This window comes from Streptomyces sp. NPDC059224 (assembly GCF_042754285.1).
Classification (GTDB): Bacteria; Actinomycetota; Actinomycetes; order Streptomycetales; family Streptomycetaceae; genus Streptomyces.
In genome coordinates, this window is record NZ_JBHZAN010000003.1 from 41,072 (window position 1) to 62,190 (window position 21,119).

The 21,119-nt window shown below is 72.2% G+C and carries 20 protein-coding genes; 13 read left to right on the plus strand and 7 right to left on the minus strand.

All coding sequences use genetic code 11. The annotated features are described in order from the left end of the window. The first annotated feature begins 45 nt into the window (after positions 1 to 45). The gene (locus tag ACFXI4_RS04045; RefSeq protein WP_384987973.1) at positions 46 to 417 is read left to right on the plus strand and encodes a hypothetical protein; all 372 of its coding nucleotides are present in this window, start codon (positions 46 to 48) and stop codon (positions 415 to 417) included. Here ACFXI4_RS04045 and ACFXI4_RS04050 read toward each other — a convergent pair. Next, positions 353 to 1,192, minus strand: a complete 840-nt coding sequence (locus ACFXI4_RS04050) for a DUF4184 family protein (protein ID WP_384987975.1) — start codon at positions 1,190 to 1,192, stop codon at positions 353 to 355. The genes ACFXI4_RS04045 and ACFXI4_RS04050 overlap by 65 nt on opposite strands. A gap of 312 nt (positions 1,193 to 1,504) precedes the next feature. On the opposite strand from ACFXI4_RS04050, the gene ACFXI4_RS04055 reads away from it, so the two are divergent. The 3 genes from ACFXI4_RS04055 (at position 1,505) to ACFXI4_RS04065 (ending at position 4,567) form a co-directional block, all read left to right on the plus strand. Continuing rightward, positions 1,505 to 3,253 carry a lytic murein transglycosylase gene (locus ACFXI4_RS04055; RefSeq protein WP_384987977.1) on the plus strand — a complete coding sequence of 583 codons (1,749 nt, stop codon included), beginning with the start codon at positions 1,505 to 1,507 and terminating at the stop codon, positions 3,251 to 3,253. Positions 3,254 to 3,417: 164 nt separating this feature from the next. Then, positions 3,418 to 3,552, plus strand: a complete 135-nt coding sequence (locus tag ACFXI4_RS04060; protein ID WP_384987979.1) for an SPW_0924 family protein — start codon at positions 3,418 to 3,420, stop codon at positions 3,550 to 3,552. Between the two features lie 22 nt (positions 3,553 to 3,574). Continuing rightward, positions 3,575 to 4,567: a DUF3068 domain-containing protein gene (locus ACFXI4_RS04065; protein ID WP_384987981.1), complete on the plus strand. Its 993-nt coding sequence runs from the start codon at positions 3,575 to 3,577 to the stop codon at positions 4,565 to 4,567. On the opposite strand, the gene ACFXI4_RS04070 is transcribed toward ACFXI4_RS04065, so the two are convergent. Continuing rightward, complete coding sequence (locus ACFXI4_RS04070; RefSeq protein ID WP_384987983.1) at positions 4,557 to 7,457, minus strand: ATP-dependent helicase C-terminal domain-containing protein; 2,901 nt, start codon at positions 7,455 to 7,457, stop codon at positions 4,557 to 4,559. The genes ACFXI4_RS04065 and ACFXI4_RS04070 overlap by 11 nt on opposite strands. Before the next feature lie 69 nt (positions 7,458 to 7,526). Then, positions 7,527 to 8,378 carry a class I SAM-dependent methyltransferase gene (locus ACFXI4_RS04075; RefSeq protein ID WP_384988311.1) on the minus strand — a complete coding sequence of 284 codons (852 nt, stop codon included), beginning with the start codon at positions 8,376 to 8,378 and terminating at the stop codon, positions 7,527 to 7,529. Positions 8,379 to 8,744: 366 nt separating this feature from the next. Here ACFXI4_RS04075 and rpsA point away from each other — a divergent pair, with 366 nt between their 5' ends. The 5 genes from rpsA (at position 8,745) to ACFXI4_RS04100 (ending at position 14,540) form a co-directional block, all read left to right on the plus strand. Then, positions 8,745 to 10,238: a 30S ribosomal protein S1 gene (rpsA, locus tag ACFXI4_RS04080; RefSeq protein ID WP_189947373.1), complete on the plus strand. Its 1,494-nt coding sequence runs from the start codon at positions 8,745 to 8,747 to the stop codon at positions 10,236 to 10,238. A gap of 401 nt (positions 10,239 to 10,639) precedes the next feature. Then, entirely contained in the window at positions 10,640 to 12,166 is a 1,527-nt protein-coding gene (locus ACFXI4_RS04085; protein ID WP_384988313.1) for a flavin monoamine oxidase family protein, read from the plus strand. 187 nt (positions 12,167 to 12,353) lie between these two features. Next, the gene (locus ACFXI4_RS04090; RefSeq protein WP_362725475.1) at positions 12,354 to 13,292 is read left to right on the plus strand and encodes a PAC2 family protein; all 939 of its coding nucleotides are present in this window, start codon (positions 12,354 to 12,356) and stop codon (positions 13,290 to 13,292) included. 177 nt (positions 13,293 to 13,469) lie between these two features. Then, on the plus strand, positions 13,470 to 14,081 hold the full coding sequence (coaE, locus tag ACFXI4_RS04095; RefSeq protein WP_384987986.1) for a dephospho-CoA kinase: 612 nt from the start codon (positions 13,470 to 13,472) through the stop codon (positions 14,079 to 14,081). 72 nt (positions 14,082 to 14,153) lie between these two features. Then, positions 14,154 to 14,540 carry a tetratricopeptide repeat protein gene (locus tag ACFXI4_RS04100; protein ID WP_362722957.1) on the plus strand — a complete coding sequence of 129 codons (387 nt, stop codon included), beginning with the start codon at positions 14,154 to 14,156 and terminating at the stop codon, positions 14,538 to 14,540. A gap of 12 nt (positions 14,541 to 14,552) precedes the next feature. Here ACFXI4_RS04100 and ACFXI4_RS04105 read toward each other — a convergent pair whose 3' ends face one another. Continuing rightward, positions 14,553 to 14,852 carry a DUF6343 family protein gene (locus tag ACFXI4_RS04105; protein WP_384987988.1) on the minus strand — a complete coding sequence of 100 codons (300 nt, stop codon included), beginning with the start codon at positions 14,850 to 14,852 and terminating at the stop codon, positions 14,553 to 14,555. A 67-nt stretch (positions 14,853 to 14,919) separates the two neighbouring features. Between ACFXI4_RS04105 and ACFXI4_RS04110 the strand changes: the two genes are divergently transcribed. The 3 genes from ACFXI4_RS04110 to ACFXI4_RS04120 all read left to right on the plus strand — a co-directional run bounded on the left by ACFXI4_RS04110 (position 14,920) and on the right by ACFXI4_RS04120 (position 17,182). After that, positions 14,920 to 15,873: an acyltransferase domain-containing protein gene (locus ACFXI4_RS04110; RefSeq protein ID WP_384987990.1), complete on the plus strand. Its 954-nt coding sequence runs from the start codon at positions 14,920 to 14,922 to the stop codon at positions 15,871 to 15,873. Positions 15,874 to 15,930: 57 nt separating this feature from the next. Further along, the gene (locus ACFXI4_RS04115; protein ID WP_384987992.1) at positions 15,931 to 16,611 is read left to right on the plus strand and encodes a class I SAM-dependent methyltransferase; all 681 of its coding nucleotides are present in this window, start codon (positions 15,931 to 15,933) and stop codon (positions 16,609 to 16,611) included. 109 nt (positions 16,612 to 16,720) lie between these two features. Then, positions 16,721 to 17,182: a DoxX family protein gene (locus tag ACFXI4_RS04120; protein ID WP_384987994.1), complete on the plus strand. Its 462-nt coding sequence runs from the start codon at positions 16,721 to 16,723 to the stop codon at positions 17,180 to 17,182. Positions 17,183 to 17,224: 42 nt separating this feature from the next. Here the strand turns inward: ACFXI4_RS04120 and ACFXI4_RS04125 are convergent, their stop codons facing one another. Next, positions 17,225 to 17,878 carry an RNA-binding S4 domain-containing protein gene (locus ACFXI4_RS04125; RefSeq protein WP_384987996.1) on the minus strand — a complete coding sequence of 218 codons (654 nt, stop codon included), beginning with the start codon at positions 17,876 to 17,878 and terminating at the stop codon, positions 17,225 to 17,227. 149 nt (positions 17,879 to 18,027) lie between these two features. Between ACFXI4_RS04125 and ACFXI4_RS04130 the strand changes: the two genes are divergently transcribed. Beyond that, on the plus strand, positions 18,028 to 18,753 hold the full coding sequence (locus tag ACFXI4_RS04130) for a uracil-DNA glycosylase (RefSeq protein ID WP_384987998.1): 726 nt from the start codon (positions 18,028 to 18,030) through the stop codon (positions 18,751 to 18,753). Positions 18,754 to 18,767: 14 nt separating this feature from the next. On the opposite strand, the gene ACFXI4_RS04135 is transcribed toward ACFXI4_RS04130, so the two are convergent. Continuing rightward, positions 18,768 to 20,240: a LamG domain-containing protein gene (locus tag ACFXI4_RS04135; protein ID WP_384988000.1), complete on the minus strand. Its 1,473-nt coding sequence runs from the start codon at positions 20,238 to 20,240 to the stop codon at positions 18,768 to 18,770. A gap of 113 nt (positions 20,241 to 20,353) precedes the next feature. Continuing rightward, positions 20,354 to 21,028, minus strand: coding sequence for a GntR family transcriptional regulator (locus tag ACFXI4_RS04140; RefSeq protein WP_384988002.1), 675 nt, complete (start codon positions 21,026 to 21,028; stop codon positions 20,354 to 20,356). Positions 21,029 to 21,119 lie beyond the last annotated feature (91 nt).

The following is a 21,119-nucleotide window of genomic DNA, read 5'->3' on the forward strand; positions in this document are numbered from 1 at the left end:
CCCCGTCAGAACGCCCCCGCACCGGGCAGCGGCAAGGATGCGGGCATGGGTATACGCATGCTTCACGGCCGGACGCCCCAGACCAGGCCCCCGGCCAAGGCCCGCTCCGCCGCGGCGCAGGTCACGGCGGTCCCGTCGGCCCCGGCCATGGCACCCGGCGCCAGCTCCGCCCGCATCCCCACCGACCTCGTCCTCACCGTGCGCAAAGCGGTCGCCCGCCTCCGGCGCAGGCTCCGCACCCGCCCCCGGCCACGGCAGTGGCTCGATCTCGTCCGCAGCTATCTCGCGCTGCTCCTCAGCACACTCCCCGGCCCCCGCCGCCCCCGCACCATGACCGTGTTCGTGGCGACCCTCACCGAACGGCCGAAGGATTCCGGCGCACATTCCCGGCCACCGGCGCCGGACGCCACACCCTGACCGTCACGGCGTACCCCAGCACCCCGAGCAGCAGCCCGGCGCCCCCTCCGAAGAGCACGGTGGGCAGCAGCTCCCAGGACTTCGCCGTCGAACCCCAGTAGGCCCACCACCGCGTCGCCCGCTGCACCGCGGCGACCAACGCGCAGCCCGCGATCCCCGCCCCCGCCCACCACCGGTCCCGTGCGGACAGCGGCGGCACCCCCACCGGCTCCCCGGCCCGGGCCCGCCGCAGCGCACGGAGCACGAACACGGCGAGCACGACCGCGGCCACCGCCGAAGTGCCGTACTGGAGCAGGGTGTAGAGCGGAACACCCGCCACGGTCCGGCCGATCGCGGGGATCAGCCGGGTCCCCCAGCGGTCGTGGTGCGTGAACGCGTCCCAGACGACATGGGTGAGAGCGCCGAGCACGGCGCAGACGTACCACCGGACCGCGACGCGCAGACCGGCACGCGTCCGTGGCGCCCCGCAGCGCAGCAGAGCCGCCGGGCGCCCCTGCCGGGCCCGGGGCAGCAGCGCCACGAGCGGCTCCCGCACCAGCACCCACGCACCCACCAGCGCCCACGAGAAGAGCACGTCCACGGTGAGGACCCCGGTGAAGGAGTGCGTGAACGTGCCGAACTCCATCGCGTCCGGCACCGCGCTCGCCGCGTAGTAGGTGAGGTCGGGGGAGAAGGACCCGGCGAAGAGCACCGCCGGTACCAGCCGCCCGCGCCCGGTACCGTCGCCACGCACGACGGGCAGGACGGCGGCGGCGTGGCTGAGAGTGAACGGCACCCGGTCTCCCTGGAGCAGTCGTCGGCCGAAGCGCCGAACAAGTGATCGCGTACGGCAAGTATCCGCGACACCACCATCGTTCAACGGGGAATGGCCAACTGGTGAAAATCGGGCACCGCCGGGTGTCCGCGGAATGGAAGTTGTCGTAGTGTCGCCTGGGTCGCCGCCCCGGCGGGCTCCACCGGTGCGCTACCTCACCACTCGAAAGAGGTAACAGGGGGCAACCACAACACCAGGTCGACCGTCCCACCAGGGGCGAGCGGACAGACGGAGACGGGCGCTCAGAAGGCGCCCATGGGAGGGGTTCACCTTATGGCGGCGCAATTCGGCAGGCGGCTGCGCAAGGGAGCGGCGACGACCGCCGCGGCCGCGTTGGCGGTGGCGGCTCTGTCCGCGTCCCAGGCACCGGGCGCGACGAGCGGCGACACGGGCCGGCAGTCGAACGCCGGCGCCAGCACCTCCGCATCCGACAAGGCCGGCGCGACGGACGGCGCCACCGGCAACTCGCCGTACTACACGGACCTGCCGCCGCTCAACAGCCCGGCCCCCAGCGCCAGTCCCACCGCCTCCTCGTCGAGCATCGGCACCGCCGTCTCCCGGGGCGCGGCCGAGGCCGGCATACCGGCCACCGTCCTCGACGCCTACAAGAAGGCCGAGGCCGAACTGCGCGGCTCCAAGCCGGGCTGCAACCTGCCCTGGCAACTGCTCGCCGCCATCGGCAAGGTGGAGTCAGGACAGGCCCGCGGCGGCGACGTCGACGCCGAGGGCAACACCCTGCACCGGATCCTGGGCCCGCAGCTCGACGGCAACGGCTTCGCGCTCATCAAGGACACCGACGGCGGCCAGTACGACGGCAACAGCTCGTACGACCAGGCCGTCGGCCCCATGCAGTTCATCCCCTCGACCTGGGCGTGGGCCGGCCGCGACGGCAACGGCGACGGCGTCAAGGACCCCAACAACGTCTACGACGCGGCGCTCGCCGCCGGCCACTACCTGTGCCGCTACGACTGGGACCTGTCCGTCCAGGCCGACATGAACCGCGCGATCCTCAGCTACAACGGCTCGCAGGAGTACCTGAACCTGGTGCTGTCCTGGTACGAGTTCTACCGCAAGGGCACCCACTCGATCCCGAACGGGACCGGCGGCGTGCCCAGCCACCGCAGCGACGACGACAAGCCCGGCCACACCGGCTCCGGGGGATCCCCGACGCCCAGCGCGCCGGGCACCGGCACCCCGAAGCCCGACGAGCCGAGGCCGGGCGGGCCGACCACGACCCCGACCGTGCCGCCCACGGCCACCGACACCGTGGACCACCTGGAGGACGCGGGCACCGCCAAGCTCACGGCGACGGCCGGCGACGCGTTCACCAAGAAGATCAGCACGCGCGCGGAGACCAGGACGGGCCGCGCCACCGCCAAGGTCCGGGTCCGGTTCACCATCGTCGGGGACACGGACGCGACCTTCACCGGCGGCGAGAGCGTCGCCACGGTCACCACCGACAGCAAGGGCGTCGCGGTCGCACCGACCCTCCGGGCCGGCGAGCAGACCGGTGACTTCACGATCCGGGCCGGCGTGGTCGGCCGTACGGTCAAGGGCGTCGACTACACGGCGAGCGTCACCGCGCGCGCCGCCGACACCCTCGCCCTCGTCGACACCACCGCGCCCACGGCCACCCCGGGCGCCGAGTTCACCGACCAGGTGCAGGTGAAGGCCACCTACCACGGCGCCGTCGCCGGCCAGGTCGCCGCCACCGCCACGCTCGTCAAGTCGGCGGACGACACCGGCGAGAACGACAAGGGCCCGTACTTCAAGGACGCCGACGGCAACGCCGTACGCACCCTCACGGACCTCAAGACGGACGCGAACGGCCTGCTCACCCTGCCCAAGCTCTACGCGGACGACACCACCGGCACGTTCCTGCTCCGCATCACCACCACCGGCGGCGCGACCCTCACCGTGGAACTGACGGTCGCCGCGGCCGACTCCTCACCGAGCCCGTCGCCGAGCCCGTCCGCGTCCGCGTCGGCGTCCGCCTCCCCGAGCGCCTCCGCCACCCCCTGACCCGCGGTCGTCGACACCGAAGGGCGCCCTCCCGCCGACGCGGGACGGCGCCCTTCGGCGTCGTACGACCTGTTCTCATCTCACCCTCCCGTTGCTACGGTGCCCGGACCTGACGAACCATCAGGACAACCGCAGGGAAACAACCGGCCGTCGGGAGGCCCCGCATGCGTGCCCTGATCGCCGCCGCGACCGGTCTCGCCCTCGCGATCGTCCTGGTCGTCACGGTCAGCGCCCTGGGCTCACCGGCCGGAAAGACGTCCCCCGAGCCGCTGCTCACGACGGTGCCCTCACATCCGTAAACCGCCGCCCCGGGAGGCCGAGATGCGCCGCAAGGCCAGTCTGGTCCTGCTCGCCTGCGCCGTGTTCTTCGCGGCGCTGTCCCCGCTGCTGCGCTGGTACGCCTTCCCGCGCCTGGCCAAGATCCCCGCCAACCAGTACCAGGACATGGTCCTGGTGGCGAAGGACGCCACCCTCCTCGACTACGGCACCATGAAGGCGAAAAAGGTCCCGCAGGTCACCATCGTGCAGACCCTCAAGGGCGACGTGGCGGCCGCGGAGAGGATCGAGAAGACGGCGGGACGGGACGTCGTCGTCTGGGACGGCCTGTCCTACGTCCAGGGCCCCGACGGCAAGATGGTCTCCGAGATCCCCGAGCGCTACATCTTCGACGCCCACAGCCAGGAACCCGTCCACGCCACCGGCGAGATGGTCGACGGCGACCCGGTGAAACGGGACGGCATCGAGTTCAAGTGGCCGTTCCTCACCGAGAAACGGGACTACGAGTACTTCGACGCGCAGACCCGCACCACCAACCCCATCCACTACCAGGGGACGCAGACCTTCCGGGGCGTGCAGGTCTACTACTTCGAGCAGACCATCCCCTGGACCAAGGTCCCCATGCCCAAGAAGATGCCTGTGCAGGGCATCACCCCCGAGACGGTCGCCAAGACCGGCACCACCCGCTGGTACACCACGGTCCGCAGGTTCTGGGTGGAACCCGTCACCGGCGCCCCCGTCTACGGCGAGGAGATCCACAAGGAGGAGCTGCGCGGCGGCACCCTGCTGGGCGGCCGCGCCAAGGTGACGGCCTTCGCCGGCGACGTGAAGATGCGCGAGGACTACATCGAGCACACGGTCGCGCTGGTCAAGCAGAACCGCACCCTCGTCCTGATGCTGACCTCCTACCTCCCCTGGGGCTTCCTCTCCCTCGGCATCGCCCTGCTCGCCCTCGCCCTGTGCCTGGAAGCCCTCGGCCGCCGCCCCGCCGATCCGGAACCCGCCCCGGCCACGGTGGCGGAACCCGTCAGCGCCTGAGCCGCGCGTTGGTGTGCCGGGTGGGCTCGGCGGACGCCGGGTCCTCGGGCCAGGGGTGCTTCGGATAGCGACCGCGCAGTTCGGCCCGTACGCCCTTGTAGCCGTCCCGCCAGAACGAGGCGAGGTCGGCGGTGACGGCGGCGGGCCGTCCGGCCGGCGACAGAAGATGCACGAGCACCGGCACCCCGGCCACGGCCGGCGACTCCTGCGCCCCGAACATCTCCTGCAGCTTCACGGCGAGCACCGGCTGCTCGGGATTCGCGTAGTCGACCCGGATCCGTGACCCGCTGGGCACGACGATCCGCTCGGGCGCCAGCTCGTCGAGCCGCCCCGCCTGGCCGCTCGCCCACGGCAGCAGCCGCCGCAGCGCCTCCCCGGCGTCGATCCGCCCGAGGTCGGCCCGGCGCCGGGCCCGGCTCAGCTCCGGTTCCAGCCACTCGTCCACGCGCGCGTGCAACGCGTCGTCGCCGACGTCGGGCCAGGGCTCCCCGACGCGCAGCCGCAGGAACCCGAGCCGCTGCCGCAGCACCGCCGCGTCGGCCGTCCACCGCAACAGGCCGAACCCCTCCTGCCGCAGCCCGTCCAGGAGCGCACCGCGTACCAGGGCGGGGGCCGCGTCGCGCAGCGGCCGCACCACGAGCTCGATCGCGCCGAGCCGCTCCACGCGCCGGGCCACGACGTCCCCGTCGGCCCAGCGGACCTCCTGGCCCTCCGAGTACAGCGACGCCGCCGCCGACCTGGCCGTGCCCTCGTCCACCGCCGCGGCCAGCCGCACGCGTGCGTGCCCCCGGCCCAGCGGCCGGTCCGCGACGGCCACCGCGAGCCACGGGGCACCACGCAGCGGGCTGCCGTCGGCGAGCTCGGCCCGGGTGCCCGAGGCCATGAGATACGAGCCACCGTCCGCCTTGGCGACCCGCTCGGGAAAGGCGAGAGCGGTGACCAGCCCGACCGCCCGGTCGTCCACCGCCCGGTCGTCCACCGCCCGGTCGTCCACCGCCCGGTCGTCCACCGCCCGGTCGTCCACGGCCCGGTCGTCCACGGCGGGGGCCTTCGCCGTGCGGGCGTTCACTGCGGGGTCGTTCGCCGTGCGGGGATCGCTCGTGAGGTGGTCCGCCGGGCGGTCTGCTGCCGCGGGGCTGTTGTCTGCAGGAGCGGCCGCCGTGGGGCCGATGTCCTTGGTGGCTTGGCCCGCGCGGCCGTTCCCCGTGCGGTCGGCTCTAGTGCCGTCGGCTGTCGTGCGGTCGTTGGCCGTGCGGGGATCGCTCGTGAGGTGGTCCGCCGGGCGGTCTGCTGCCGCGGGGCTGTTCTCCGTGGGGCCGTCCGCCCTGTGGTCGTGCGGCGCCGGGGCCTTCGCCGGGCGCACGGTCTCCCGGCGGGCGTCCGCAGGGGTGGTCGACGTGTCACGGTGGCCCGCCCGTAGCCGGCGTACCTCCGTGAGCCACCGTCCCGCGTAGGCGCCGCCGCCCCGCCGGGCCGTCCGCAGCGCGGCCGCCAGGTCGTCCCCGTACTCCCGAGGCGGCTCCTCGCTCAGCAGCGCGACCACCTCGGCGCTCCCGCCCGGGCCGTCCAGCAACGCCCGCCCCAACCGCGGATGCACCCCCAGCCGGGCCAGCCGCAGCCCCCGTTCCGTGGCCCGTCCGGCGGGGCCGACCGCCCCGATCGCCGTCAGCACCTCCCGGGCCGCCGCCATCGCCCCGCCCGGCGGCGGATCCAGCAACGCCAGCCCGGCCGCCCCGGGATCGCCCCAACACGCCGCCTGAAGGGCGAACGCGGTCAGGTCGGCCACCTTGATCTCCGGTGCCGGAAAGGCCGTCAGGCGGGCGTCCTCGGCCTCCGTCCAACAGCGGTACACCGCCCCCGGGGCCTCCCGCCCGGCACGGCCCGCCCGCTGCCGCCCGGCCGCCCGGGACGCCCGCACCGTCGCCAGCGCGCTCAGCCCGCGCGCGTGATCGACCCGAGGCTCCCGGGCCAGCCCGGAGTCGACGACCACCCGGACCCCGGGCACCGTGAGCGAGGACTCGGCGACCGCCGTGGCCAGCACCACCCGGCGCCGCTCCCCGGGCGTCAGCACCGCGTCCTGGACGGCGGCCGGCGCCCGGCCGTGGACCTGGAGCACCGCCACGTCCCCCAGGTCACCCAACTGGCCCGCCACCCGCGCGATCTCTCCCACCCCGGGCAGGAAACACAGCACGTCACCGGGCCGCTCGGACAAGGCCCGCCGCACCACCGACGCCACGTGCGCCAGCAGCGCCGGATCCACCCGCATCCCGTGCGGCGGCCGCACCGGCCGCACCGGCGGCGCCCACACCACCTCCACCGGGTACGACACGCCGTCCGCCTCGACCACCGGCGCACCGCCCAGCAGCCGCGCCCACCCCTGCGCGTCCGTGGTCGCCGAGGCGGCCACCAGACGCAGCTCGGGGCGGAGCGTCTCGCGCACGTCCCACAGGAAGGCCGCCACCGTGTCCGCGTCCAGATGCCGCTCGTGGCACTCGTCGAGGACGACGACGTCCACGCCCGACAGCTCCTGGTCACGTTGCAGCCGCTGCAGCAGCACGCCGGTCGTGACGACCTCCACGCGCGCGCGTGGACCCACGACCCGTTCGCCGCGCACGGTGTAGCCGACGCTCCGCCCTACCGGCTCACCGAGCAGCCAGGCCATCCGGCGGGCCGCCGCGCGCGCCGCGATCCGGCGGGGCTCGGCCACGACCACCCGCCGCGCGGGCCGCCCCTCGTCCAGCAGCCCGGCCAGCACCAGTGGCACCAGCGTCGTCTTGCCGGTGCCGGGCGGCGCCACCAGCACGGCGGTGCCGTGCCCGGCCAGGGCGTCGTCCAGACCGGGCAGGGCCTGTCGTACCGGCAGCTCGCCCAGGGCGTCGTAACGGATCACGCCACCCAGTGTCTTACGGCGTCCTGCGGCCGCGGATCACGGCCGTGGGAAACGGCCCCGCGCCCGCGCTCAGTCCCGCTCGCACACGAAGATCGCCGTCCCCGGGACGAGACCGCCCCGCAGGGGCGACCAGCCGCCCCACTCGGCGGTGTTCCAGGCCGGCCACTCCGGTTCCACCAGGTCGACCAGCCGCAGCCCCGAGGAGACGATGTCCCGGACCCGGTCGCCCAGCGTCCGGTGGTGCTCGACGTACACCGCGCGGCCGTCCTCGTCCTGCTCGACGTACGGCGTGCGGTCGAAGTAGGACGCCGAGACCGTGAGCCCCTCGGGGCCCGGCTCGTCCGGGAACGCCCAGCGCACGGGGTGCGTCACGGAGAAGACGAAACGGCCTCCCGGGCGCAGCACCCGCCGCACCTCGCGCAGCACCAGGCGGGGGTCGGCGACGAAGGGAAGCGCACCGTACGCCGAGCAGGCCAGGTCGAAGGAGCCGTCGGCGAAGGGCAGCGTGCCGGCGTCCGCACAGACGAGCGGAAACGATCCGCCGATGCGCAGCGCGTGCTGGAGCTGGCGGTGCGAGAGGTCCAGGGCGACCGGACGGGCGCCCTGGACGGCCAGCCAGCGCGCGCACTGGGCCGCGCCGGCGCCGATCTCCAGGACGTCCTTGTCCTTGAGGTCCTCCGGCGGGCCGAGCAGCTCCGCCTCCACCTCGTCGAGGCCCTCGGGACACCACACGAAACGGTCGTCGCCGAGGAACGTGCCGTGCTCGACCTGGTACTCGTCGGCGTTGCGGTCCCACCAGCCCCGGTTGGCCCGGCTGCTCTCGGTGACGCCGGCGGCACGCCGGGTGGCTTCGGGTTCGTCCTCTGTTCCGGGCTCTGACCCGGCCTCTTCGAGGTCGAACGAATCGGGCTCTTGGATGATCGGCTCCCTCGTCGTACTCTTCCGTGCAACCCGTTCAGGGGGGTGTCACGGAGGAGGTCTGGCAGGCCTGCGTGGCCTCGTGGGACGGCTTTTGTGCCGGGTATGCGGCGATCCGCCCCGGGTGTGCGCCTTCGCGCATTGACCCTGTCCGGCTGCCCCCGTATGCTACAAGTTGCGCTGCGGGCCTGCGCACCTCAGACGTAGCAGGCTGCGCTCGCATCTGTTGTTTGCCCCCTCGGTTTTCGAGGCGCCACCAGCGGTTTTGTGTGGCGCTTCCTTGGCTGTCCGGTCTTCATCAGAGCGAAACGGGCTCCCGGCGTAAGCAGTACCTACGACTTCAATGTCCGTACCGGAGCCCTTTCCCACATGACGAGCAGCACCGAGACCACCGCCACCACCCCGCAGGTAGCGGTCAACGACATCGGTAACGAGGAAGCCTTCCTCGCCGCGATCGACGAGACGATCAAGTACTTCAACGACGGCGACATCGTCGACGGCGTCATCGTGAAGGTCGACCGGGACGAGGTCCTGCTCGACATCGGTTACAAGACCGAAGGCGTTATCCCGAGCCGCGAGCTCTCCATCAAGCACGACGTCGACCCCAACGAGGTCGTCGCCGTCGGTGACGAGATCGAGGCCCTTGTTCTCCAGAAGGAGGACAAGGAAGGCCGCCTGATCCTCTCGAAGAAGCGCGCCCAGTACGAGCGTGCCTGGGGCACCATCGAGAAGATCAAGGAAGAGGACGGGATCGTCACCGGTACCGTCATCGAGGTCGTCAAGGGTGGTCTCATCCTCGACATCGGCCTCCGTGGCTTCCTCCCGGCCTCCCTGGTCGAGATGCGCCGCGTCCGCGACCTCCAGCCCTACGTGGGCAAGGAGCTCGAGGCCAAGATCATCGAGCTGGACAAGAACCGCAACAACGTGGTCCTGTCCCGCCGTGCCTGGCTGGAGCAGACCCAGTCCGAGGTCCGCCAGACGTTCCTCACGACCCTGCAGAAGGGTCAGGTCCGCTCCGGCGTGGTCTCCTCGATCGTCAACTTCGGTGCCTTCGTGGACCTGGGTGGCGTCGACGGTCTGGTCCACGTCTCCGAGCTCTCCTGGAAGCACATCGACCACCCGTCCGAGGTTGTCGAGGTCGGCCAGGAAGTCACCGTCGAGGTCCTCGACGTCGACATGGACCGCGAGCGTGTCTCCCTGTCGCTGAAGGCGACCCAGGAAGACCCGTGGCAGCAGTTCGCCCGGACCCACCAGATCGGCCAGGTCGTCCCGGGCAAGGTCACCAAGCTGGTTCCGTTCGGTGCGTTCGTCCGCGTGGACGAGGGCATCGAGGGTCTGGTCCACATCTCCGAGCTGGCCGAGCGCCACGTGGAGATCCCGGAGCAGGTCGTCCAGGTCAACGACGAGATCTTCGTCAAGGTCATCGACATCGACCTGGAGCGTCGCCGGATCTCGCTGTCCCTCAAGCAGGCCAACGAGTCCTTCGGTGCCGACCCGGCCTCGGTCGAGTTCGACCCGACCCTGTACGGCATGGCTGCCTCGTACGACGACCAGGGCAACTACATCTACCCCGAGGGCTTCGACCCCGAGACCAACGACTGGCTCGAGGGCTACGAGACCCAGCGCGAGGCGTGGGAGCACCAGTACGCCGAGGCGCAGCAGCGCTTCGAGCAGCACCAGCAGCAGGTCATCAAGAGCCGCGAGGCCGACGCTGCCGCTGCCGCCGAGGGTGGCGAGGCTGCCGCTCCGGCCGCCTCGGGTGGCGGTTCGTACTCCTCCGAGGGTGCGGACACCTCCGGTGCACTCGCCTCCGACGAGGCGCTGGCCGCGCTCCGCGAGAAGCTCGCGGGTGGCCAGAGCTGACGCTCGCCACTGGGTTTAACCGGTGACCGAGGGGCCGTACCTTCCGAGGTACGGCCCCTCGGTGTTCCCGGTGTTCCCGGTGTTCCCGGTGTTTTCGGCGTTCGTCCACGGGCACGCGATCGTCCGCCCGCACGGCCTCGTTCGCGGCTGAGCGCGCGGCTCCCCGTACCCCGTGGCAACGCGGGCTCCCCGGCGCCCCCTCGTGGCGCCGGACGTCCCGTACACAGAAACGTGCGGGATACACGAGTAACCGCAGGGCCGTAACGCGGCGCTGGGACGCTTCCCCGGTCTTCGTTCAAGATCGGGAGAGGAGTCCGGACATGGCACAGCCTCAGCACGGGTCAGGGACGAGCCGGCGGACGTTCCTGCGCAACGTCGGTCTCACCGGCGGCGCCGGCACCATGCTCGCCACCATGGGCGCCCTCGGCCTCGCCCCCACTGCCCAGGCCGCCCAGCGCGAACAGCCCTTCCGGGCGCCCGGCACCAGCGACTTCACCCTCACCGGGCGCGCCGCCGCCACCGTCGTCGTCCTCGGCGGAGGCATCGCCGGCCTCACCACCGCCTACGAACTGGGCAAGGCCGGCTACCACTGCACGGTCCTGGAAGCCAGGGACCGCACCGGCGGACGCAACTTCACCGTCCGCGGCGGCGACTCCACCACCGACCTCCACGGCCACACACAGACCGCACGATTCGCCACCGGCCACTACATGAACGCCGGACCGGCCCGCATACCCCAATGGATGATCACCCTCGACTACTGCCGTGAACTCGGCGTCCCCATCGAGGTGTTCACCAACACCAACGCCGACGCGTACCTCTACAACGAGTCCGCCGGCATGACCGGACCCGAGCGCTACCGCACCGCCAAGGCCGACGTGTACGGCTACGTCTCGGAACTGCTCGCCAAGGCCACCGACAAAGGCGCCCTGGACAAGGAACTGACCGCCGCCGACCAGGAGCGGCTCGTCGAATTCCTCAAGGACTGGGGCGCACTCGGCGACAACCTGACCTACGAAGGCGGTGAGCGCCGCGGATACACGACCGTCCCCGCCGCCGCCGGCACCCCCGGCGTCCTCCTCGGCGACGTCCCGGCCGCCTCCGAGGTGTTCGCCAGCGGAGTCGGACGCTACTTCTCCTTCGAGTTCGGCTTCGACCAGGCGATGCTCATGTTCCAGCCGGTCGGCGGCATGGACCGGATACCGAGAGCGCTCACCCGGGCGATCGGCGCCCACCGCATCCGCACCGGAGCCGTCGTCTCCGCGATCACCGACAAGGGCCACGGCGTCACCGTCACCTACACCCAGGGCGGCCGTACCAGGACCGTCGACGCCGACTACTGCGTCGCCGCCATGCCCCCCAACATCCTCGCCGAAGTGCCGCACAACCTGGGCTCCGGCGTACAGAACGCCCTGGCGGCCGTCACCCCGTCGTCCGCGGCCAAGATCGGCCTCGAATACCGCTCCCGCTGGTGGGAACTGGACCACCGCATCTACGGCGGCATCACCGAGACCGACCAGGACGTCACCCACATCTGGCACCCCTCCCACGGCTTCCACGGCGAACGAGGCGTCCTCATCGGCTACTACAACTACGGCTCCGACGCCGACTCCTACGCCGAACTCACCCCGGCCCGGCGCGAACGACGCGCCGTGGCCGCCGGCGTGAAGATCTACGGCGACAAGTACCGCACCGAGCTGGTCTCCTCCTTCTCCCACCACTGGCGCCAGACCCCCCACCTGGAAGCCGCCTGGCACGACACCCCCGGCGGCCCCGACGACGTGCGCTACAAGCCGCTCAACGAACCCACCGGCCGCGTCTACTTCGCCGGCGACTGGCTCAGCCACACGGACGCCTGGCAGCACGGCGCGTTCAGCTCCGCGCGCAAAGCGGTCACCGCACTGCACGCGCGCGTGCTGTCCGCATAGGGCCCGCCAGGACGCGGACACGTCCACGCAGCCGCGTCCCGCCGGCACGGGAAGAACGTCGACGGGCGTGCGCCGGGAACCCTCCGGCATGACAGGACGCCGAACGGTCAGTTGATCGCAGCGGGGGCGGGAATGCCCGCCGCCCCCGCCACGTTGTCCCGTACGAACACGAGGAGGAGCGGTCACAGTGCTTGATCCGCAGGGTTTGTACGCATGGGAGCCGAAGGGCCTCGCCGTGGTGGACATGGCGCTGGCCCAGGAGTCGGCAGGTCTTGTCATGCTCTACCACTTCGACGGATACATCGACGCGGGCGAGACCGGCGACCAGATCGTCGACCGGATCCTCGACTCGCTGCCCCACCAGGTCGTCGCCCGCTTCGACCACGACCGGCTCGTGGACTACCGGGCCCGCCGCCCGCTGCTGACCTTCAAGCGGGACCGCTGGACCGAGTACGAGGAGCCCGGCATCGAGGTCCGGCTGGTCCAGGACGCCACGGGCGCACCCTTCCTGCTGCTGTCCGGCCCCGAACCGGACGTCGAATGGGAACGCTTCGCCGCCGCCGTACGGCAGATCGTGGAACGGCTCGGCGTCCGGCTGGCCGTGAACTTCCACGGCATCCCCATGGGCGTCCCCCACACCCGGCCCGTCGGCCTCACACCGCACGGCAACCGCACCGACCTCGTCCCGGGCCACAGCAGCCCCTTCGACGAGGCCCAGGTACCCGGCAGCGCCGAGGCACTCGTCGAATACCGCCTCATGGAGGCCGGCCACGACGTCCTGGGCGTCGCCGCACACGTACCGCACTACATCGCCCGCTCCGCCTACCCCGACGCCGCCCTGACCGTCCTGGAGGCCATCACGGGCGCGACCGGCCTGGTACTCCCCAGCATTGCGCACGCCCTGCGCACGGACGCGTACCGCACGCAGACGGAGATCGACCGCCAGGTCCAGGAGGGCGACGAGGAACTGACCGCCCTGGTCCAGGGCCTTGAACACCAGTACGACGCCGCCGCGGGCGCCGAGACCCGGGGCAACATGCTCGCCGAGCCGGTGGAGATCCCCTCGGCGGACGAGATCGGCCTGGAGTTCGAGCGCTTCCTCGCGGAGCGGGAAGGCGACGGCTGAACCCCGCGCAGCCTCCACCGGGCCCGTCCCGGACCAGGGTGCGCCCGCGACCTGAGCCTCCCGCGACCCGGGTCTCCCCGCGGCCAGGGGCCTCCCGGGTACCCGGGAGGGCCGGCCCGAGGCGGTACCCCGGACCGGTCCGGACCCGTGTCGGTGGCAGGGCCTAAGCTTCGGAGCATGCTGAAAGTTGGTCTCACCGGCGGGATCGGCGCCGGCAAGAGCGAAGTGTCACGACTGCTCGTCGGACACGGAGCGGTACTGATCGACGCCGACCGCATCGCCCGCGAGGTCGTCGAGCCCGGAACCCCCGGCCTCACCGCCGTCGTCGAGGCCTTCGGACCCGGCGTACTCGCCGCCGACGGCACCCTGGACCGGCCGAAGCTCGGCTCCATCGTCTTCGCCGACCCCGACAGGCTCGCCCTACTGAACTCGATCGTCCACCCCCTGGTCGGAGCCCGCTCCCGCGAACTGGAGAACTCCGCCGCCGACGACGCAGTGGTGATCAACGACGTTCCGCTCCTCGCGGAGAACGGCCTCGCCCCCTTCTACGACCTCGTCATCGTCGTGGACGTCGCCCCCGACACCCAGCTCGACCGGCTCACCCGCCTGCGCGGGATGACCGAGGACGACGCACGCGCGCGCATGGCCGCCCAGGCGACACGCGAGAAGCGCCTGGAGATCGCCGACATCGTGATCGACAACGACGTCCCCCTGGACCAGCTCGAACAGCAGGTCGCCACGGTCTGGACCGACCTCGTGCGCCGGGCCCGCGAAGGCCGCCCGGACTAGCCGCCACACCTCTTCGAAATAGCGGGCACCCGTCCGGGCGTTGAACCGCTTCAGCGAGGGAAGGACTGTGCCGTGCCCGAGACCAGCGGTTCGACAGGACGTACTCCGGAGACGCATGTCATCGACTTCCGTGCCGCCGAGCAACTGCTCAACGCACGGGACCCACGGGGTGCGGTGAAACTGCTCGACGGAGTGATCGCCGCCCACCCAGAGAACACCGCCGCCCGGCTGCTGCGCGCGCGTGCCTTCTTCGCCGCCGCGCAACTACGCCCCGCCGAGCTGGAGTTCACCATCGTCCTCGAACGCGAGCCGGACAACGCGTTCGCCCACTTCGCGCTCGCCCGCACCTACCAACGCCAGGCCCGCGCCGACCTCGCGATACGCCACTTCCGGCTCGCGGCCGCCCTGGACCCGAACCCCGAGTACCTGAAAGCGGCCCGCTTCGACGACGCCGGGTGAGCGAACGGCCACTCACGGGTGACGGTGCTGCGGCGGACGCCGCAGCCGCCGCGGACCACCGTCCGCCGGCCGGTACGGCGGCACGTCCCGACCCGGCTGGTAATGCGGACCCTGCCGGATGTGCCGCAGGATCATCATCATGTCGGCCGTGGCCACCAGCCACAGCACCCCACAGGCCGCCGCCCAGCCCGGACGGCCGACCAGCGCGAACGCCGCCGTCCCGAAGATCGCCCAGGCCACGCCCCACACACTCAGCCACAACCGCGCCCTCAGCGCACTGCGCGCGGTCGCCGGTTCACTGCCGGTACGCATCACGGATCACCACTCCTCTCTGCAACGTACTCTTCGACCAGGACGTTCACCAAGGGGGGAACCCACCGTGCTGCCGGACGCCGACGACCTGCCCGACCTGCTCCTCGACCTCGCCGTGCCGCACGAGGACATCAACGAGGTGGTGGCCCTGCGGCGGACGGTGACCGCCGACCCGGGAGTACTGCGGCTGCTCGCCGCAGGCGCCGACGAGGTCACCGGCACCTCTTCCGATCCCGCCGCTCCGGCCGCTCCGGCGGGGTCCGGCAGCCCGTCCGGGCTCGACGAGCTCGCCGCCGCCGCCCCGGCCGCACTCGACGGATACTTCCTGGTCTACGTCCTCCTCGCCGCACTGCCCCACGCCCGCGCCTACCACCAGGCACGGAACATCCCCGCCGACGTGTCCCGGCACACGCTCGCCGACCTGGGACGCGGCATGACGCTGCACCGCAGGCGCTACGGCAGGGGAGGACTGTCGGCCTTCCAGGCGTCCTGGCTCGTCCGCCACTTCCGCGGCGAGCTGTACCAGTTGGGCCGGCTGCAGTACGAACGGACCCGGCTCGGCGAACGCACGGCCCAGGCGATCACCGCGACCGGAACGGACCCGTCCGCGGCCGTCGCTCCGGGGACGCCCAGTCTGGACCTGCACATACCCGACTACCGCGGGCCCCTGACCCCCACCGCCTGCGACCGCTCGCTGGCCCTGGCACGGGGCTTCTTCCCCCGGCACTTCCCCGACACGGAGTACGCGGTCGCCACCTGCCACTCCTGGCTGCTCGACCCGCAGCTGAAGCGCTACCTGCGGGCGGACTCGAACATCGTCCGCTTCCAGGAACGGTTCCGCCCCGGATACGAGGACACCGAGCCGGTCGACACCGCGGCCGTCCAGTTCGTGTTCGGCGCCCCGGACCTGCCTATCCAGGACCTGCCCCGCCGCACCTCGGTGGAGCGGGCGGTCGGCGACCACCTGCGGACGGGCGGCCACTGGTACCTCGGACACGGCTGGCTCCCCTGGAAAGGATGACCCCGTCACGGGAACGTCCCCACCCGGACGGGTCGTTGGACGGGCATGACGGTTGAGATGCGTGACGGGTACGAAGGGACGGGGCCCGGTGCGATCACCCCGGACGGCTGCGCGGTGGAGCTCTACTCGCGGCTGTCCGTCGGCGGCGAGCCGGACATCATCGAGGCGGCGGTCCCGGCCGGCGCCCACATCCTGGAACTGGGCAGTGGCGTGGGACGGATGACACACCCACTCCTGGCACGCGGGTTCACCGTCACGGCGGTGGACGAGTCAGCCCAGATGCTGGAACGCGTCCACGGCGCACGCACGATCCACAGCACCATCGAAGAGCTCGACCTCGGCGAGAAATTCGACGTCGTGATGCTCGCGTCGTTCCTGGTGCACACCGGGGACCCGGACGTACGCCGGGGCATGCTGCGCACCTGCGCGGCACACGTCGCGGACGGCGGCTGCGTGCTCATCCAGCGGGAGGGCGCCGACTACCACTCGAACGTGCCGAGGGAACGCGTCGACCCCAGCGGCTACACGGTACGGATCGTGTCCGCGCGGCCGGTCGGGGACGGCGTGAACTCCGTGCACGTGGAATACGAGTTCCCGGACGCCGCCTGGACACAGACGTTCCTGGCCCGGCCACTCACCCGGGAGCAGTTCGAGGAAGCACTCGCGGAAGCGGGACTGACGGCCACCGAGTACCTGACCGAGGACGGAGTGTGGGTGCGGGCGGTACCGGCGGCATAGCGAGAAACGGCGGCGGCCGGGAAATCCTGCCGGCACTCGATGAGTTCCGGGCCGGCGGCGGGTCTACCTCTGTGACAGCAACAGGGACCGCTTCCCGCAGGAGAACCCCATGACCGAGTCCGCCGCCTCCGCCTCCCTCGCCACCACCGCCTCGGCCCCCGGCATCGCCGAGCCGGCGGCGGCCCGTGGCCGCAGGGCCCGCCTGGCCCTGCGCACGGTGCAGGTGCTGCTCGCCCTCTTCTACGCCGTCGCGAGCGCCCTGCCCAAGCTGATCGCGCACCCGTCCGCCGTCGACTCCTTCGACAGGATCGGTTGGGGCGGCGTCGGCATGTACACCATCGGCGCACTCGAACTGGCCGGTGCGGTCGCCCTGTTGATACCGGTGCTGCAGTCGGTGGCGGCGACGGCGCTGAGCGCGCTCATGGTGGGCGCGTTCATCGTCCAGGTCACCGTCTTCGACGGCCAGAACGCGGCGACCCCGCTGATCCTGATCGTGCCGCTGGCCCTGATCGCCTGGGCCCGGCGTGAACAGAACACCCGGCTGTGGGGACTGCTGCGGTCACGCACATGACCCCCGCGACCGCCGCGCGCAGGGCGGACCGACCCCGGTGGATCACCGTCCGCCGGGGCGTCCGCCACCCGGTGGCCGGCCCGTTCCGCCCGGACCGCCCGCCCCACCCGGACCGCCCGTCCCGCCGAGCCCGCGCAGCCGTTCCAGGTCGCGGCGGTCGCGCTTGGTGGGGCGTCCGGCACCGCGGTCACGCAGGCCGATCGGGACGAAGGCCTCCCGGGGCGGGGGCGGCGGCGAGTTGTCGACGTAGCACTGGGCGGCCACCGGGGCCCCGACCCGCTTGCGGATCAGACGCTTCACGACGACGACCCGCTCACGCCCCTCCTGACGCAGCCGCACCTCGTCCCCGACGCGCACGGAGTGGGCGGGCTTGACCCGCTCGCCGTTCACCTGGACGTGCCCGCCCCGGCAGGCCGTGGCTCCCATCGAGCGTGTCTTGATCAGGCGTACGGCCCAGATCCAGCTGTCGATCCGCACGTTCTCACCGGGAGCGGGCCCCGCGGCCTCGGCGGCGGCGACGGCCGCCGCCACTGCGGCGGGGTCGGGGGCGGAAGCGGAGCCGGGGGACGAGTCAGGGGACGAGTCGGGGGTCTGGGCGGCAGGCGCTCCGGCGCCTTCGGCAGGCTGTGCGGCGGCGGGGATTCCCGTCCCGCCGCTCCCGCGCTCCCTGCTCTCACCCGCGTCCTCAGAAGCCATGCCCCGACCTTAGCCCCACGAGCGGAGAGAAACGGAGCCGATTTCCCGGACGCCCACGCAGCCCGTGCAGCGTACGCAGACCACTCGGGGCGACAGGAACGAGCCCCCACGCCGTACGGCCAGGTGCCTGCAGCTCTACCGTTGGGGTTGTGCCCCTCCCCCCTCCCTCCCCCCACCCCGTCCCCTCCCCGCTCACCCCCCTCGCCCGGCTAGACCAGCGGGTCAGCGAATGCAGGGCCTGCCCCCGCCTGGTCGCCTGGCGGGAGGAGGTGGCGCGTACCAAGCGCGCCGCGTTCTCCGAGTGGACGTACTGGGGCCGGCCCGTCCCGGGCTTCGGGCCGGCCGACGCCCCGCTGCTGATCATCGGCCTCGCGCCGGCCGCGCACGGTGCCAACCGCACCGGCCGGATGTTCACCGGAGACCGTTCCGGTGACGTGCTGTACCAGGCGCTGTACGACGTCGGGCTCGCCTCGCAGCCGACGTCGGAGCGCATCGACGACGGTCTGGAACTGCACGGAGTGCGCATCACCGCGCCTGTGCACTGCGCCCCGCCCGACAACAAACCGACCCCCGAGGAGCGCGACACCTGCCGCTCCTGGCTGGTCGAGGAGCTGACGGTGCTGCGTCCGACGGCGCGCGCCGCCGTCGTGCTCGGTGCCTTCGGCTGGCAGGCCGCGCTGCCCGCGCTGGCCGCGGCCGGCTGGAGCGTGCCCCGGCCCCGGCCGGCCTTCGGTCACGGCACCCGGGTCGGCCTCGACGGCCTGGACCTCTTCGGCTGCTTCCACGTCAGCCAGCGCAACACCTTCACCGGTCGCCTCACCCCCGAGATGCTCCGCGAGGTGCTGCGCACGGCGGCCGAGGCGGCCGGGCTGTGAGGACGGCAGAGCGCTCAGACCACGCGGGCGGCCGCCACCGGGCGGTCGGTGACCGGGTGGGTGCCGGTGGACGCGGAGGAGTTGACGCTCCAGCGGTAGCGGGAGAACGCTCCGGTGGCGTCGGCGGCGTAGAACATCATGTGTCCGATGCCGACGCCCTGGAGGCTCTCGCCGTCCACGTTGCTGACCATGCGGGTGTCGGGGTACTGCGGGTAGTTTTTCAGGCCGTAGACCCCGTGCGGGTCGGAGGTGCAGTCGATGATCTCGACGGCGTACTGGGTCTCGTTCGGGAAGTCGGCGACGCCGCTGAAGACGCCCTTGACCGCACGGACCATCACGATGTGCCCGGTGTTCTCGGTGTCCTGCCCGCTGTAGTCGATCGCGATCAGGTCGCCCGGCCGTAGGTCGGCGACCTCGCGGACGGGACGGAAGCGGGGGCCGCCGGTGTTCTTCAGGAAGGCCGTGCAGTAGTCGGCGGCTTCGGGTCCCTTGTCCTGGAAGTACTGGAGGAAGTAGGCGTCGGTCGCCCAGCCGTAGGTGTGTCTGAGCAGCGCCGTGACGAAGGACGAGCAGCGGGCCCGGGCCACCCAGCTCGCCGGGTCGTCCGGGCGGCCCCAGCTGACGGTCGCCGTCGCGTTCATCAGGTAGACGTTGTTGGCACGTGCCGTGGCGCCGCTGACCAGGGCGATCTCGGCGGCGCTCAGGGCGCGGCCGTAGGCGCGGACGTCGTCGATCGCGCCCTTGAAGCGGTTGACGTAGCCGCCGTCCCAGCGGGCCCGGCCGATGCTGAAGCCCTGCGGCGCGGCCCAGGACAGGGTCGTGTCGGCGCTGCCTTCCAGTACACCGTTCACGTAGAGCCGGACGCGGGTGCCGTCCCAGACACCCGCGAGATGGGTCCAGACGCCGGTCCTGGTGACGGGTGTGGCGCCCAGTGCGGAGACCTTGGTGCTCTGGTCCTCGCTGCGCACCTTGAAGGCCCAGGTCCCGGCCGCGTCGTCGTACTGGAGCAGGAATCGGCTGGCGCCGGCGCCGTCCTGGCTGACGGCCGTGTACATGTTCGTCAGTACGGCGTCGTCAGCGAGCCGGACCCAGGCCGTCACCGTGAACGGGGTCGTGGTGTCCAGCACCGGGCCGGTGGCCGCGTAGGCGCCGGAGGTGCCGTCGAGGCTCAGCTCACCGCCCGCCCGCAGGCCGGTCCAGCTCGCTCCGGAGCCCAGGGCGACGGGATGCTCCAGGCCGGAGCGGTCGGTGCCGGAGCCGTCCAGCGGCCAGTGCCCGGCCAGTCCCGTCGGCAGGTAGCCGGCCGCCAGCATGCGCTGGTACTGCACCAGTTGCTCGGCCTCGGCCAGATGCGGTGCGGAGACCGGGGTGAACGGTGTGTCCAGTGGAGTGTCGGCCGCGGCGGTCCCCGCGCTCGCCGCCAGGCCGCCCACCGCGCCCATTCCCATCAGCGCGGCTCCGCTCAACAGCCCCCGCCTGCTCACCATGGTGATGTCCTCCCCGTGTGGTCCGACCGGATCCGCTCCGGTCTTCGCCGATGAGGTGAACTCTAGGAGATTGCTGTTCGAACGGGTGTTCCTGTGGATGGCTTGATGTGAGGTCAGGGCTGTTGCCCGGGCTCCTCGCCGAAGAGGTGCCGTACCGTCGACCGGTGGTTGGCCCGGACGTGGCGCAGGGCGTGGGCGCGGGCGCGGTCCGGGTCGCCGGAGGCGATCGCGTCGTACAGCTCGCGGTGTTCGGTGAGCAGTTGCGGCCACTCCTCGTTCCGCCGGGTGAGCCAGCGCAGCCGGCCGTCGACCGGTTCCATCACCGAGATGAGCAGGCTGTTGCCGGCCAGGGCCAGGATCCGGTCGTGGAAACGGGTGTTGATGTCGGTGATCGTCTCGGCGTCCCCGGCCCGCGTCGCGGTGGCGGCCCGGTCGAGCAGGTCCCGCAGCTCGGCCAGTGCCTGCGGGGTCGCCCGTGCCGCCGCCAGCCCGGCCGCGTACACCTCCAGCGCCTCGCGCAGCTCGAAGAGCTCCTTGACGTCGGTCGGGGTCAGCCGGCGCACGACGGTGCGGCGAGCCGACTCGAAGAGGACGAATCCCTCGGCGACCAGGGCCCGGATCGCCTCCCTCACCGGCACCCGGGACACCCCGAACCGCTCGGCCAGCTCGCGCTCGACCAGCCGGTCGCCCGGGCCCAGACGCCCCGCGATGATGTCCTGCCGCAGCGTCGCGAGGACGCGCTCGCGCACCGCGCCCAGGGGTTCGATCTTCGTCGTGGGGGATCCCATGAGGCCATCCTCGCCGACCTGGGGGGCTTTTACGGAGCCGTAACGGGACGGACATCGGTCGGAACGCTTGACGGGAGGACCATGACCCCAG

Bases quoted from the DNA above. Each gene is read 5' to 3' on its own strand.
- ACFXI4_RS04085 (WP_384988313.1), top strand. From the start codon at position 10,640: ATGCTCGCCACCATGGGCGCCCTCGGCCTCGCCCCCACTGCCCAGGCC.
- ACFXI4_RS04135 (WP_384988000.1), bottom strand. From the start codon at position 20,240: ATGGTGAGCAGGCGGGGGCTGTTGAGCGGAGCCGCGCTGATGGGAATG.
- coaE (WP_384987986.1), top strand. From the start codon at position 13,470: ATGCTGAAAGTTGGTCTCACCGGCGGGATCGGCGCCGGCAAGAGCGAA.
- ACFXI4_RS04045 (WP_384987973.1), top strand. From the start codon at position 46: ATGGGTATACGCATGCTTCACGGCCGGACGCCCCAGACCAGGCCCCCG.
- ACFXI4_RS04115 (WP_384987992.1), top strand. From the start codon at position 15,931: ATGCGTGACGGGTACGAAGGGACGGGGCCCGGTGCGATCACCCCGGAC.
- ACFXI4_RS04125 (WP_384987996.1), bottom strand. From the start codon at position 17,878: ATGGCTTCTGAGGACGCGGGTGAGAGCAGGGAGCGCGGGAGCGGCGGG.
- ACFXI4_RS04060 (WP_384987979.1), top strand. From the start codon at position 3,418: ATGCGTGCCCTGATCGCCGCCGCGACCGGTCTCGCCCTCGCGATCGTC.
- ACFXI4_RS04065 (WP_384987981.1), top strand. From the start codon at position 3,575: ATGCGCCGCAAGGCCAGTCTGGTCCTGCTCGCCTGCGCCGTGTTCTTC.
- ACFXI4_RS04055 (WP_384987977.1), top strand. From the start codon at position 1,505: ATGGCGGCGCAATTCGGCAGGCGGCTGCGCAAGGGAGCGGCGACGACC.
- ACFXI4_RS04105 (WP_384987988.1), bottom strand. From the start codon at position 14,852: ATGCGTACCGGCAGTGAACCGGCGACCGCGCGCAGTGCGCTGAGGGCG.
- ACFXI4_RS04140 (WP_384988002.1), bottom strand. From the start codon at position 21,028: ATGGGATCCCCCACGACGAAGATCGAACCCCTGGGCGCGGTGCGCGAG.
- ACFXI4_RS04120 (WP_384987994.1), top strand. From the start codon at position 16,721: ATGACCGAGTCCGCCGCCTCCGCCTCCCTCGCCACCACCGCCTCGGCC.
- rpsA (WP_189947373.1), top strand. From the start codon at position 8,745: ATGACGAGCAGCACCGAGACCACCGCCACCACCCCGCAGGTAGCGGTC.